General features: G+C 60.9%; 11 protein-coding genes. 2 read left to right on the top strand and 9 right to left on the bottom strand.

The window, feature by feature from the left end; genetic code table 11:
* Positions 1-493 precede the first annotated feature (493 nt).
* From FJ936_RS30290 to iolG, 4 genes are all read right to left on the bottom strand, one after another.
* Positions 494-1,540 carry an ABC transporter permease gene (locus FJ936_RS30290; RefSeq protein WP_140789735.1) on the bottom strand — a complete coding sequence of 349 codons (1,047 nt, stop codon included), beginning with the start codon at positions 1,538-1,540 and terminating at the stop codon, positions 494-496.
* On the bottom strand, positions 1,537-3,021 hold the full coding sequence (locus FJ936_RS30285; protein ID WP_141907498.1) for a sugar ABC transporter ATP-binding protein: 1,485 nt from the start codon (positions 3,019-3,021) through the stop codon (positions 1,537-1,539). The genes FJ936_RS30290 and FJ936_RS30285 overlap by 4 nt, the downstream gene beginning before the upstream one ends.
* Before the next feature lie 29 nt (positions 3,022-3,050).
* Entirely contained in the window at positions 3,051-4,115 is a 1,065-nt protein-coding gene (locus FJ936_RS30280; RefSeq protein ID WP_141907497.1) for a sugar ABC transporter substrate-binding protein, read from the bottom strand.
* A gap of 378 nt (positions 4,116-4,493) precedes the next feature.
* Entirely contained in the window at positions 4,494-5,507 is a 1,014-nt protein-coding gene (gene iolG, locus FJ936_RS30275) for an inositol 2-dehydrogenase (protein WP_210241773.1), read from the bottom strand.
* A 147-nt stretch (positions 5,508-5,654) separates the two neighbouring features.
* Here iolG and FJ936_RS30270 point away from each other — a divergent pair, with 147 nt between their 5' ends.
* The gene (locus tag FJ936_RS30270; protein WP_141907496.1) at positions 5,655-6,473 is read left to right on the top strand and encodes an SDR family oxidoreductase; all 819 of its coding nucleotides are present in this window, start codon (positions 5,655-5,657) and stop codon (positions 6,471-6,473) included.
* Positions 6,474-6,549: 76 nt separating this feature from the next.
* Here the strand turns inward: FJ936_RS30270 and FJ936_RS30265 are convergent, their stop codons facing one another.
* The 5 genes from FJ936_RS30265 to FJ936_RS30245 form a co-directional block, all read right to left on the bottom strand.
* A complete protein-coding gene (locus FJ936_RS30265; RefSeq protein WP_181763213.1) occupies positions 6,550-7,671 on the bottom strand; it encodes a substrate-binding domain-containing protein in 1,122 nt (373 codons plus the stop codon).
* 320 nt (positions 7,672-7,991) lie between these two features.
* On the bottom strand, positions 7,992-9,131 hold the full coding sequence (locus tag FJ936_RS30260; protein ID WP_141907499.1) for a Gfo/Idh/MocA family oxidoreductase: 1,140 nt from the start codon (positions 9,129-9,131) through the stop codon (positions 7,992-7,994).
* On the bottom strand, positions 9,106-10,071 hold the full coding sequence (locus FJ936_RS30255; RefSeq protein ID WP_141907494.1) for a hydroxyacid dehydrogenase: 966 nt from the start codon (positions 10,069-10,071) through the stop codon (positions 9,106-9,108). The genes FJ936_RS30260 and FJ936_RS30255 overlap by 26 nt, the downstream gene beginning before the upstream one ends.
* The gene (locus FJ936_RS30250; RefSeq protein ID WP_141907493.1) at positions 10,071-10,886 is read right to left on the bottom strand and encodes an aldolase/citrate lyase family protein; all 816 of its coding nucleotides are present in this window, start codon (positions 10,884-10,886) and stop codon (positions 10,071-10,073) included. Before FJ936_RS30250 ends, FJ936_RS30255 begins: the two co-directional genes overlap by 1 nt.
* A gap of 11 nt (positions 10,887-10,897) precedes the next feature.
* On the bottom strand, positions 10,898-12,334 hold the full coding sequence (locus FJ936_RS30245) for an NAD-dependent succinate-semialdehyde dehydrogenase (protein ID WP_140789752.1): 1,437 nt from the start codon (positions 12,332-12,334) through the stop codon (positions 10,898-10,900).
* A gap of 280 nt (positions 12,335-12,614) precedes the next feature.
* On the opposite strand from FJ936_RS30245, the gene iolE reads away from it, so the two are divergent.
* Positions 12,615-13,514: a myo-inosose-2 dehydratase gene (gene iolE / locus FJ936_RS30240; protein ID WP_141907492.1), complete on the top strand. Its 900-nt coding sequence runs from the start codon at positions 12,615-12,617 to the stop codon at positions 13,512-13,514.
* Positions 13,515-13,773 lie beyond the last annotated feature (259 nt).

Genomic DNA, 13,773 nt, shown 5'->3' with positions numbered 1-13,773 from the left:
TTCGCCGTCGTCTTCGGCGAGAGGTTCGTCAGCCAATGACGACAACCGGCCTCACGCACAAGATTCCTGACAGTCCCCTGTGTCCATGTGCCTCCCGGACGGCTTTTGGGGCGCCTCAGGCTGCTGCCAAGAAGTGGCAATGGCCTGCTGCCGGTTTATCGGGCACGTTGCGGCTCTGGATCACCTCGGACCAGAGAGCTGATTACAGGCATCGATGTCGGAAAGCGATGGCGAGCGCCACGGTATAGAGAGGCGCGCCGTCCCGAGCAGCGCCGGCCGGGACTCGCACCTCTGCCTTTCCCGGAAACTGTGTCCATAGCGTCCCCGGCCGCTCCTCGACGAAGGCGGAACTCTTCCATGCGCTCAGCCTCTCACCGCCACCTCCACGCAAGAAAGAGCGCACTCATCAAGGTCCGCTGCGTTGCAGTCGTGCGGCATCTTATTCAAGTCTGGCAGTGATGCTGGCAAAAAAACCTTGGCCTGGCAGCGTATCTCACGTTCGGGTTCGCACACCGCTTGAGCGTTGGCTCGCGATCGTCGTCAGCACCGCCGCCACGATGATAACGGCGCCGGTCGATGCCTGAACGTAAAAGGACGGAACCTGCGCCAACGTGAGCAAGTTGTTAATGACGCCAATCAAGAGCACCCCGCTAGTAACTCCGACGATTGTCCCTCGGCCGCCGCCAAGACTTACGCCTCCGATCACCGCGGCGGCAAAGGCGGAGAAGATGATCCCCTGTCCTTGGGTTGTCACCGTCGAATCAAGGCGCCCCGTCATCAGAACACCGGCCAGGCCCGCCAAGAGGGCCGCGAATATAAAAGCCGACCAAATGACCCTATCCACGTTAATGCCTGCGGCCCTTGCGGCGTCCTCATTGCCGCCGATCGCATACAAGGCGCGGCCATAGCGGTGGTAGTGAAAGACAAGGCCGACCACGGTAGCGACCACAATGAATACGATCACCGACACAGGAACACCGAACCAACTCTCAGATCCGAGGTAAGTCAGCGCTTTGCCGGGAGAATAGATCGAACGCCCATTGGAAATGATCAGCACTCCGCCGCGAAGCAGCACAAGCAGCCCGAGCGTCGAGATGAACGGGTTGAGACCCACCCTGACCACCATGAAACCATTGAAAAACCCAATCAGCCCCGCAGTACCCAGGGCAACGAATAGGCCAGTCCAACTCGGCAACTCCAATCCAAGCCCGCCAGCCGCCGCAGGCACGAGTGTGACAGCCGCCAACATCGGAGCGAAGCCGACAATTCCCTCGAGTGAGAGATCCAGTCGACCTATCAGGACAACGAAAGTCAATCCGATTGTCGTCAGGCCCAGGACGCTCACCTGGTCGAGGATATTCAGAAGATTGGCCGCTGTGGCGAACCGGGGAGCAACGATGGCACCAACGATCACCAGCATGAGAAGGACCGGGTACATCGTATATCCACCGGCCACAAAGGCGCTCCCAAACGCGGACAGCCGTGACTGTCCGGAATGTTCCTTCTTCGGCGTGGATTTGCTCACGATATCGGTGCTCATACGACGCCCTCCATTCGCAGGATTAGATCTTTGATTGTGTATCCGCCCACCAGTTCATCAACGACGTGGCCCTCGAATACGATAACGACCCGGTTGGCCAGCTGATCAATTTCGTCTTCTTCGTCCGAGACGACCACAAGCCCCAACCCCTTGCTGGCAAGATCGCGCAACAGCGAATAGAGTTGCTCCTTGGCTCCCACATCGACGCCGCGGGTTGGGCTGAGAGCGATGATGACCTCGGGAGCTCGACAAAGCGCGCGCGCGAAAACGACCTTCTGCTGATTGCCGCCGCTGAGCTGGCTCACCGCCTGCTCCAGAGACGAAGCGACTACGTTCGTCTGCTGGGCAAGGCGCCCGACATGCCTGGCTTCCTTACCTTTGCTGATAAAACCCAGTTTGCCGGACAGGACGTCAAGGCCACCGATCGCCACATTTTCACGAACACCCAGAATGCCAACGTAGCCGCTCGCATGCCTGTCGGTCGGAACCAGCCCGATAATCGGTAGCTTTCCACGCGGGCTGATCACCTCGCCTCTTTCAGGCCTTTGCTGGCCAGCAAGGACCATCGCGAGTGCTTCCTTCCCGCCACCTACCGGACCTGCCAGGGCCACGATCTCGCCCGCCCTAACGGCAAAGTTGATATCCTTTTCCGAAAAGCTGTCGAGCCGAATTCCCTTGGCCTGGAGGAGAACAGGGGCTTCCTCCGTCAGGAAGTCCTGTCGCGTGCTTCGGACCGTCTTTTCACCCATCATAAGGTCAGCGATGGTCTCGACGTCGAGCCCTCCCACGGGCTCGCGTTCCTTCACGACCTTGCCATCCCTCAAGATCGTGACCGTATCGGCAATCTCGAAAACCTCGTCCAGGTGGTGCGAGATATAGACGAACGAGACCCCCTTGGCTTTGAGTGCCCGCACATGCTCGAACAGAATCCGTTTTTCAGCATTGCTCAACGCCGCGGTTGGCTCGTCCAGAATCATGATGGGTACACCCCGACTGAGGGCCTTCATGATCTCGAGCAGCTGTCTCGTCCCGGCGCCTAGCTCACCTGCAAGCGAGCGGGGCTGGATGTCCATATTCCATTCGCTCAGCAGCTCAGCGGCGCGCTCCAACATCAGCTTGTGGCTCACCACGCCGAACCCTCTGCGGACGAGAGGGTTCTCTACAAAAAGGTTCTCCGCAACCGTCAGCAGGTTGAACAGCTGAGGGGTTTGTTGAACGTGGGCGATCAGCTTACGAATGCTGGGCGCATAGTGTTGGCCGACCGCTTCTACCTCGACCTCTCCGATTCTGATCGATCCGGTATCGGCCGAAACATATCCGCTCAAGGTGGAAACGAGCGTGCTCTTTCCCGCGCCATTGCGGCCCAACAGGGCGTGAACTTCACCGCGCATGACGGTGAAATTCACGCCGCGAAGAGCCCGGGTCGAGCCAAAGGTCTTGGCGATGTCACGCATTTCGACGATGGGTCGCGCGTTTTCCATGATCTTCGGCTCCTCCCCTTGGGTCCTGATTACTTGCCGATCTTGTTCGCCCACAGATCAGGTGAGTCCACATTACCGGCTGTCACCAGCGTCGCCTTGAGCTGGTACTGCGGTCCAACGGGTGTATCGATAACCTGGCCGTCATCCCGTGGCCCGATCTCGATTTTGCCACCCTTGGAGACGAGTTCGATCAGCTCGGCCGTCTTGGTCGCATAGGCGCTCAGGGGCTGCGATACCGTCGCGTCGAGGGCCTTGCTGCGGATCAGCTGAAGCCCTTGAGGCGTTCCATCGATTGCGATGCGGATCACCGAGTTCGGGTCACCCACCGGAGCGCCCTTGCCGCCGTTGGTGAGCTGCGCGTTCACGGCCGAGGCCATGAGTTCGGACGCCATGAAGATGCCGCTCAACGAAGGATTCTGCGTGAGGACGTTCTGCGCAGCATCGGCGGCCATGTCGGCAGTCCATTCGGTGGGGCGCTGTATCAGATTCACCTTGGGCGCGAGCTCATGCAGCGTTTTGGAAAAACCATCGGAGCGATCGCGGCCGTTTGGTGTGGTCAGGGCACCCTGTAGCTCAAGCACGATGCAGCTGTTGTCGGTCCAGCACGGCTTGGCCTGCAGGCGCTTGGCCATCTCCTTGGCGCCTTGAACGCCGGCGTCGACATTGTCCGCGCGCACCGTTGCCGTCACTTTGCCGCCCGCGGGGGCGTCATCGATCGAGAAAACGAGGACGTTGGCGTCATTCGCCTTCTTGACCGCGGGAACGATTCCCGCCGCGTCGATGGGAGCGAAGACCAGAACGTTTGCGCCGTTGGCAATCAGGTTCTGGAGCGCATCGACTTCGGCAGCGATATCGCCATTCGGATCAGGAGCACCGACCAGGGTGAAACCTTTTGCATCGAAGGCCTTCTTCGAGAGATCCAACATCAGGGTCTGGAAATCATCCTTGAGAAACTTCGGGGTGAAACCGATCCTCACGTCCGCGGCCTTGTATTCGGCAAGCGCGGTCCCAGCGGTTATTGCAAGGAACAGCGCGCCGAAAGCCACTGTGCTGGCGGCCCTGCGGCGAGAAATGGGGAGACTTGGAAATTTCATTGGTTCCTCCTTTTGTTGCGCGGTCCGACTGCCCGTTGAGCCGGGCCTGACACCGCTTAGGCCTTCTGTGCTCACCACAGAAAGGTTCGACCTTGCGATGAGACACCGTTCGCGATGTCGTCACGCGCAAATGCAATTGCAGTGCCGGCCCGGCAGCACTGAAAGAGCCCTGGTGGAGAAGTTGGGAGTGCGGGCACGCTGTCGCGTTCTCCTTCGATCGTGATCGCAAGGAAGGCGGGCCAAGATGCCCGCGCCATTGCGGGGCCGGTCTCGGTCATTTCCCCACACGACCATCCGTGCGAGCCCATACTTCACCAAACGCTACTCCTCCCACTGCGCGGATCTTTCATCCTCCTGCGAATCCGCCGCCGAATGCTTTTATGCAGCCACCTCGGAGACGCGCACCAAACGTCCCTCTTTCATGGATTTGTAAGCCGCTTCCGCCAGGATGAGCGCACGGCGCCCATCTTCGAAACTTGCCAGCGGAACGGCGCCTTTCTCCACACAGTCCACGAACCCGTCGATCTCGGCCATGAAGGCTTCCTGGTAGCGCTCGAGAAAGAAGAACTGATACGGTTGGCTTGCCTCGGCGGCCGTGCCGGTAAAGCGTCGCAATTCGTGGGGTTTTCGGTTGTCGGAAAGAAGCATTCCGGCGCTCCCGATCAACTCGACGCGCTGATCGTAGCCGTAGACCGCCGTGCGCGAATTGTTGATGTGGCATTGCTTGCCCGACGCGGTCCTCAGGATGAACATTGCACTGTCGACTTCATCGAGCTCCTTTCCGAGTGCCGGATCGATGAGCGCATTGGCAAGCGCGAAGACCTCGGTCGGCTCCTCGCCGAGCATGAAGCGAGCCAAGTCGAAGTCGTGGATCGTCATATCGCGGAACAGCCCGCCCGCAGCCTCCAGATAGGCTCTCGGCGGCAACGAAGGATCACGGGACGTGATAATGACCTGGTGCAGTTCGCCGATATCGCCGGCCAGCATCGCAGTCCGCGCTGCACTGTGCCCAGGATCGTAACGACGGTTGAAGCCAAGCTGGATCGGGATTTTGGTCTCGCCGATGTTGGCGGCGCACGCCTCGACGCGGGCGAGGCTAAGGTCGATCGGCTTCTCGCACAGCACCGCCTTACCCGCAGCGACTGCCATTTCTATGTAGTCGGCGTGGGTGGGAGTTGCCGTGGCGATCAGAACGGCGTCCACCATGTCCGACGCGAAGATATCCTCTGCGCTGGCTGCGGCCTTGACGCCTTGAGCCGCCGCGACCTTTTCGGCCGCCTCTGAATTGACATCGAATACCGCCGCCAACGTGGATCGGGGATGACGAGCGACATTGGCAGCATGCATTTGACCAATTCGGCCACAGCCGAGCACGGCGATACGCAACATCAATTTCCTCCCTACGGCCTGTCGTGCAAGCTAAGCACCAATCTTTGCGTGCACGATGCAAAATATCTTGCATTTCCGCACGTGTGTCAATACAAATTCCGCATTGATTTTTTCTGCAAAATTCATTGCAGACCGAGGAGGCCTTGAAAAATGAACAGAGTCGATGGGAAATTCGCGGTGGTCACCGGCGGGACGCAGGGACTGGGCGCTTCGATCGCCATGCATCTCGCAGACGCGGGCGCGGCCGGTATTGTCACCTGTGGGCGCAACGCCGATAAGGGCGGCGCCGTCGCTGCAGCAATTGAGGCTAAAACGGACTGCGTCGTTCGCTTTGTCCAGGCCGATCTGGCGAACGTGGCCGATTGCCGGACGGTGATTGAGGCCGCGGATACGGCCTTTGGGCGCGTCGATGTCCTGGTGAATGCCGCCGGCCTTACGGACCGAGGTGACATCCTCAACACGAGCGAGGAGCTTTTCGACCGGATGTTCGCGATCAACACACGCGCTCCCTTCTTCTTGATGCAAGAAGCAATTCGGCGGATGGTCCGAGACAATATCGAAGGTGCGATCGTAAATATTGGCTCCACCTCGGCGCTCGCCGGGCAGCCGTTTATCGCGTCCTACTGCGCCTCCAAGGGTGCTCTTGCCACGCTTACCCGCAACACGGCGTTTGCAACGATGCGGAACAAGATCCGGGTCAATCAGCTGAATATCGGCTGGATGGCTTCCGACGGCGAGGATCGCATCCAGCGCGAGTATCACGGCGCGGACGCAAACTGGCTCGAAAAGGCTGCGGCCGAACAACCTTTTGAGCGCCTGCTGGCACCTGCGGAAGTGGCCAAGGCCGTCGCATTTTTGGCTTCGGAGGATGCCGGGATGATGACTGGCTCTGTAATCAATTTCGACCAGTCGGTCTGGGGCGCCTACCCCTTCGCCCCGCCAACGCCTGTCGCCAAGCTGGCGATCTAGAGAGGCGACCTGGCGACAGAAGGATTCGCCACTTCGTCGCCAATCATCCTAACTCGCCGCAGAACACGGCCATCAATCAGAAGGTAGCACAGTTGAAGCGGGTGAAGACCTGGCTTTGCGTAATTCGATTCACAGGCTGCACGCCTTGCCGCGCCATCCTTACGCAGTCTACCGAAAGCGCAATCTCACGATCGAAGTCGTGACCGATCGTTACGTCCATGATTCCCCGCTCGAGCAGCGAGCGGGAATTCGCGTTCAATTCATGGCCGACAAACACGGTCGAATTACTGAGACCTTCAGCCTCCAGTGCGCGCCCGACCCCCAGGTTAGCCCCTGAAACATTGTAGATGGCCGCTGGCGGACCACTCTTTGCGATGTATCGCCGGACTGCCTCATAGATGACCTCCACGCTCTCATTGGAGCTCACCCTTTCATCGATGGCCAGGGTGGAGAATTCGGATCGCAGGACCTGCCGGAACCCCTGCTCCCGGTCTTGCTGGCAGCGAAACGGCACGCTGCAAACAAACAGGACTTTGCCGGCTGTCCCACGCGGGAGCATTCGACCACATAGCCAGGCTGCCGTAGCCCCCGACACATACTGATCCGAACCAACGTAGGCTGCTCGACCTGATAAGGGGAGATCGGTGGTCAGGCAGATCACCGGGAGGCCCCGTCCCGTGGCCGCCCTCACGGCATCGTTGATTGCCGGATGCTCTCTGGCGACCAGGATAATGCCGTCGGACCTTTCGGCCACGCTCTCGATCCGGCGCGCAAAGTCCTCAGGTTCGACGTCGTATGAAGCATGCGACTCCGTTTCAATCTCAGTTGATGCGTTTTGCGCGCTGAAGTTCTTCGCGGCGGCTTCCGCGGCCTCGTTGAACGATCGTCCTGAGTCGGCAAGAAGAAAGAGACGAAGCGGCTTTGAAATCTCGGGCAAGGCAATCCCACCCGCGCCAGACTGCCTGGCTTCCACAATTGAGGCGGACAGATGCTGTTGGAGAACTGATTGAAATTCCCGGTAGCCCGAAAATCCCAAGGTCTGGACAAAACGCACCACACTGGATGCGTTCACACCGCAGCGACTGGCAACCTCGGAACCTGACAGAAGGGCTGTCTCGCCAAGGTTCGCGATGAAGAAATTCGCCACGCGACGCCCGCCTCTGCCCATGTTGTCCTGAGCCGAGTTCAAGATAGTCATCAACTCGCCGGCAGACTGAGGCTTTGATCGTAAGTGGTCCATGCCTGATCCTTTTCGATCACCCACCATACCGAAACTTTGCGATCGAGCAACACTCCTTGCAAAAACGCATGAATCGCGATGGCGCCATTGGACACGCCATCATCAGGCTTCGCGTGCACCACCCTGTATCGGCAAAATAGGACGCGCCGATACTATCTGTCTGATGGATTCTGGCTACGTGGACGCCCGCTGGGTAAAGTTCCTTCCCTGCAAAACGCGCAAGCCCGTCGAATGAAGTTCTTCGGCGACCGCCTGGGCGCCCCATTCGAGATTGCTCATCAAGCTGTGCTGACCCAGCGGCCTCCAGTCGCTGAGGTATGGATCGCTTCCACAAGTTCCTGGATGCGCTGTCCGGAGCGGAAGCTGAATGGCTCTGCGCGGATCCCGGCGATAGCTTCGAGAAACAGCGCGACCTCGATGGCCTTGAGATCGTTGAAACCAAGCTGATGGCCGGGGGCCACGCAAAACAGCCCATAGGGCGGATGATCGGGCCCGGCCTGAATACGACGGAAGCCGCGAACTCGACCGGCCTCCGCAGTGGTGTAGAATTGCAGTTCGTTGAAGCGCTCCTGGCTGAAAGCCAGCGCCCCTCTCGAGCCATAAACCTCGAAATTGTGCTGCATTTTGCGGCCGGTCGCCACCCAACTTGCCTCGATGCTGGCGGTGGCGCCGCTGGCGAAGCGCAAGAAAGCCCGGCCGATGTCGTCGACCTCGACGGCGGTACGGCCGTCCTTGCCGTCCGGACGACTGTTGATGACGGTGACCTCGTCGCCAAGAACGCGCTCGATCGGGCCGAGAAGGAACTCGGCGGTTGCCAAGGCATGACTGCCGAGATCGGCCAGCGCACCGCCACCTACCTTGTCGAGGCGAAAGGTGAAGGGACTTTCAGCATCGCCCATGTAGTCTTCGGCGTGGATTCCGCGATAGCTGCGGATTTCGCCAAGCTCGCCGGTCACGATGAGGTCACGGGCCAGGGCCATCATCGGATTGCACAGGTAGTTGAACCCGACCTGCGTGCGTACGCCGGCAGCCACGGCAGCGTTTGCCATCTCGGCGGCCTCTGCTGCGCGCGGAGCAAGCGGTTTCTCGCAATAGACGTGCTTGCCGGCGGCGATAGCGGCCAGCGCCATCTCGCGGTGGAACGCGTTTGGCGCGGTGATGTCGACGAGATCGATATCCGGATCGCCGACAAGTCGGCGCCAATCGCCGGTAGCGTTCTTGAAGCCGAGCGTCCGCGCGGCTGCGCCGGCAAGTTCTTCGGTACGGTCGGCGACGGTATGAAGCTCGAGCTCGAATGGCAGATCGAAAACACGCTCCGCCGCGGCGAACCCAAACGAATGGGTCTTGCCCATGAAACCGGTCCCGATCAGCCCGACCCGCAGCTTGGGTTTCTCATTTCCCAATGACTTCGGCTCCATTGACGACCAGCGCGGGATCGATCTTGCTTTCAAAAAAATCGAGGACGTTCTTGACCGACGACACTGCCATGCGTTCCCCACATTCAACGGTAAGACCGGCGATGTGGGGCGTGAGGATGACCTGATCCATCGCCAGCAACGGGTTCTCCGGCGTTGGCGGCTCCTGGTCGAAAACATCGAGGCCCGCGGCCGCAACCGTGCCGGTTCGCAGCGCCTCAATCAGAGCGAGCTCCTCGACCACGCCACCACGGGCGGTGTTGATCAGGACGGCGCCACGCTTGATGAGCTCGAATTCACGGGCACCGATCAACGGCCTCTCGCCTTTGGGCGCGTGCACGGATATCGCGTCGGCACGGCCCAGCGCAGCGGCGAGGTCGCAGCCCGGCCTCACCGGACCATCCGGCCAGCCAATCTTTTCGAGAAACGGATCGTATGCTTCAACCTCCATGGAAAAGCCGGCAGCCATACGGGCAAGATGCCGACCTATCCGGCCGTAACCCAGGATGAGCAGCCGCTTGCCCGCAAGTTCCGACGACTCGAGCTTGTTGCGCCAGTTCCATCCTTTTTCGCGGACGGCCCGATCGGCGCGCAGCGTGCGCTTGCTGGCAGCTAACAGCAGCATCATGGCGTGCTCAGCCACCGAGACCGAATTGACATCGCCGACGACCGCCAGCGCGATCCCGCGCTTGTTGAGCGCCGGCAGATCAACCGAGTCGTAGCCGACCCCATGCCGCGAGACGATGCGGAGGTTGCGTGCCTTGTCGACCGTCGGCGCGGAAAGCGGCTGGGTGCGAATGACCAGCCCGTCGGCCTTGCCGATCAGCGAGGCATAGCTCGGCTCGGAAACCTCCTCGACATAGTCGTAGGTTACGCCCGGCGACCGATCGAGCAGGGCTATACCGCTTGGATGCAGTTTGCCGGCAACAAGCACGTGAGGCATCAGTAGCCCCCCTTGGTGTTGACGCTCCTGGCTGAGGCTCCAGCCATCAGGGCCCTGAACTGCTTGACGGCGGTTTGTGCGGCGCCGGCGAGTAAACGCACGTCATTGGAGACGGTGGTCATGTCGAAGCCCCATGCCACGGCGCGCCCGGCGTATTCCGGAGTGCCGCAGTGCAGCGCCGCGCGAATGCCGTGTTTGCGGCAGGCCCGCACAATGGCTTGCAAAGCCTCGATCATTTCCGGCTCTTCGCGATCGAAGGCCGGAGGCAGGCGACCGCCGTGCAGGCTGAAGGTGAGGTCGGCCGGCCCGACATAGATGCCATCGAGCCCTGGGGTCGCTGCGATCGCATCGAGATTGGCCATCGCCTCGGCGGTTTCGACCATGGCGAATGCCAGAATTTCTCCATTGGCCTCGGCCGCATAGTTGGCGCCGACCGCGAAATTGGCACGCGTCGGACCAAATGACCGTTGTCCAAGCGGCGGGTATCGGAGGTAGGAGACGAACTTCGCAGCTTCCTCCGCGGTGTTGATCATCGGGCAGATGATCCCGTAGGCGCCGGCGTCCAGTGCCTTCATGATGATGGCCGGCTCGAGCCAGGGGACGCGCACCAGCGGGGTGACGCCCGAGGCGCGCATGGCCTGCAGCATGGGCAGTATGGCGTTGTAGTCTAGCGCGCCGTGCTGCAGGTCGATGCCGATGCTGTCATAACCTTGCGCGGCCATGATCTCGGCGGTGAATGAGTTACCTATCGAGAGCCAGCCATTGATGGTCGGACGGCCTTCGGCCCAGAGCTTCTTGAGGGTATTGGGGATCATGGCGGCAACCTTTAGAAAACGACCTGGGCAAGCTTGGTATCGAGGTAATCCGTGATCGACTCGATCCCCCCTTCCCTCCCCATGCCCGAAAAATTGGTGCCGCCGAAGGGCGCCTCCGAGGCCGCAAGCGCGAAGCTGTTGATGCCGACCATTCCAGCCTTCAGCTCGGCAACCGCCCGGCGTGCGCGCTTCGGACTTTGCGTGAACGCGTAGGCCGAGAGCCCCATGTCGGAGGTGTTGGCGCGTTGCAGCGCCTCGTCGTCGCTGGAGAACGAGGTGATCGCCGCCACCGGACCGAAATTCTCCTCGGCAAAGACCGCCATGTCGTCGCTGACGTTGGTCAGCACCGTGGGCTCGAAGAAATGCCCGGCATTGAAGGCCGCCGCACGGCGGCCGCCGGCGGCGATCGTGGCCCCTTGCCGTTCGGCCTCCGCGACCACGGCCTCGATGTCGGAGAGCCGTTTGCCGTTGATGAGCGGCCCCATCTGCACCGAGGGATCGAGACCATCGCCGAGCTTAAGCGCCCTGGTCCTGGAGACGAAGCCCTCGACGAAACTGTCATGCAGGCTTTCGTGGATGAAGAAACGGTCCGGCGTGACGCAGACCTGGCCGGCATTCGCATATTTGGTCGGCACCGCCACGCCGAGCGCCGTCTCGAGATCGGCATCGTCGAAGACGATCAGCGGCGCGTTGCCGCCCAGCTCCATCGAGACCTTTTTGACTGTATCGGCGGCATCGCGGATCATCTGCTGACCGACCCGCGTTGAGCCGGTCAGGGACACTTTGCGGACTACTTTCGACGCCATGATGGGCGTGTAGGTGGCTTCCGTGGGACCTACCAGCAGGCTGACCGCGCCTGCAGGCAACTGGCCCGCTCGCATGCAGTCAATCATGACCATGGCCGTGCCCGGGGTTTGGCTTGAGGGACGCACCACGATCGAGCAGCCTGCGGCCAGCGCTGGCGCGACCTTGCGGGCCACCAGTGCTGCGGGGAAGTTCCAGGCCGTGAAGGCCGCGGCGACGCCGACAGGCTCATGCAGGACCTCGAAACGCCCGCCCGGGACACGGCTCTCGATGACACGCCCGTAAATGCGACGCGCCTCCTCGGCATGCCAGCGGAATTGATCGACCGCGAGAGCCCATTCCCGCTCCGACTGCGCCAGCGGCTTGCCGGTCTCGCTGGAGATCATCCGCGCCCCTTCGTCCTTGCGGCGCAGCATTTCGTCGGCAATCCGATGCAAAGCATCAGCCCGCTCGAAGGCGGATTTTGCTTTCCATGAACGAAACCCCCGTTGGGCACTTTCGAGTGCGTCGCGAGTGTCCTCCCCATTGGCGCAAGCTACCTCGCCGAGCGCCCTTTCGGTGACCGGACTAAATACCGGCGTAAGGCCTCCCCCGCCTGTTGAGTGCCAGGCTCCATCGATGAAAAGTCCGTAGTCGCCATACATCTGAGCATCCTGAAAACAGCACGAGACACGCCACGCAGAGAGCGCGGCGGTCACAAGATTCCGGCATTGCGGGACGGGTGTTTAACTCCGTTCGGAGCAGCCTCCGGCGGCGCTGATCCTCGGCATGTCCGATGGACCGCGTGCCCTGCGCGAGTTGGCCCAGTCCTCCCTAAAACCGTATTGCAACAATCATTGCAGCATCTATTGATTTGTCAATAGACATTTCATAATAGATCGCAACGCAGCCATTTGCGTCCTCTGTGGAAGGAGAAATCAGAGCATGAAAGCCAAGCTTGGCATCGCGCCGATCGCGTGGTGGAACGACGATCTTGCGGAACTGAGTGGTGACATTTCGCTCGAGGGATGCCTTGCCGAAGCGCGGGAGGCTGGCTTTTCCGGCATGGAGACCGGGCGCCGATTTCCGATGGATGCAGGCGTCCTCGGACCGATCCTCGACACCTATGGCATGAAAGTCTGCGGCGGTTGGTTCTCGGGCTTGCTGCTTGATGGCGACATCGCCCGCGAGAAGGACCGCATTGCCGAACAGATGGCGCTGTTCAAGGCCGTGGGCGCGCCCTGTATCGTCTATGGCGAGACCGCGGGCACAATCCAGGGTGACCGTTCGGCGCCCCTCGTCACCCGTCGTCGCCTGAGCGAAGAGGAGATCAAGGCCTATGGCCGGAAGATAACCGCTTTCGCCGAATGGTGCGCCGAGCAGGGCATGCCAATCGCTTACCATCACCACATGGCGGCACCGATCGAATCCGAGCAGGACGTGGACCTGTTGATGAAGCATTCCGGCGAGGCGCTACCCCTCCTCTACGATGCCGGCCATATGGCCTTTGCCGGCGGCGACGTGCTGCGCGTGATCGACAATCACCACCATCGCATCAGCCACGTTCACACCAAGGATGTGCGCCAGCCCGTTATCGACGGGTTGGATCGCTCCCGCGAAAGCTTCCTCGATGCGGTCGTCAAGGGCGCCTTCACCGTGCCGGGCGATGGCTCGCTCGACTTCGAGACCATCGTCAAACGGCTCGCCGGCCACGGCTATGAAGGCTGGTTTGTCGTCGAGGCCGAGCAGGACCCGATCAAGAACCCGCCGCTGGAAATGGCCAGGATCGGCCATCGCGAGCTGCTGCGCGTCATGGCATCGGCGGGCTACACTGTTGAGGGCTGATCCATAAACAGACGGACCGAAAGTCTTGCGTCATAACGAGTTCACGCAAGGTCCGGGCGCCGCCATCTGGTCGATGCCGGCGCCAGGGGTTCTTGCGGCATAGACGTCTTTTCCATTCTCAGGCGGCCTGCAACTCCGCCTCGCCGGTCTTGGCGCCGGTGATATAGGATACGATGTCCTGCCCGTCGGTATTTTCCTTGCGCAGATTGGCGACGATGCGGCCGCGCCGGAACACCACGATGCGGTCGCAAAGGTCGAA

This window comes from Mesorhizobium sp. B2-4-13 (assembly GCF_006658535.1).
Taxonomy (GTDB): domain Bacteria; phylum Pseudomonadota; class Alphaproteobacteria; order Rhizobiales; family Rhizobiaceae; genus Mesorhizobium; species Mesorhizobium australicum.
The sequence above is the reverse complement of the archived record's forward strand: the minus strand, read 5'-3'. Positions and strand labels throughout refer to the sequence as shown.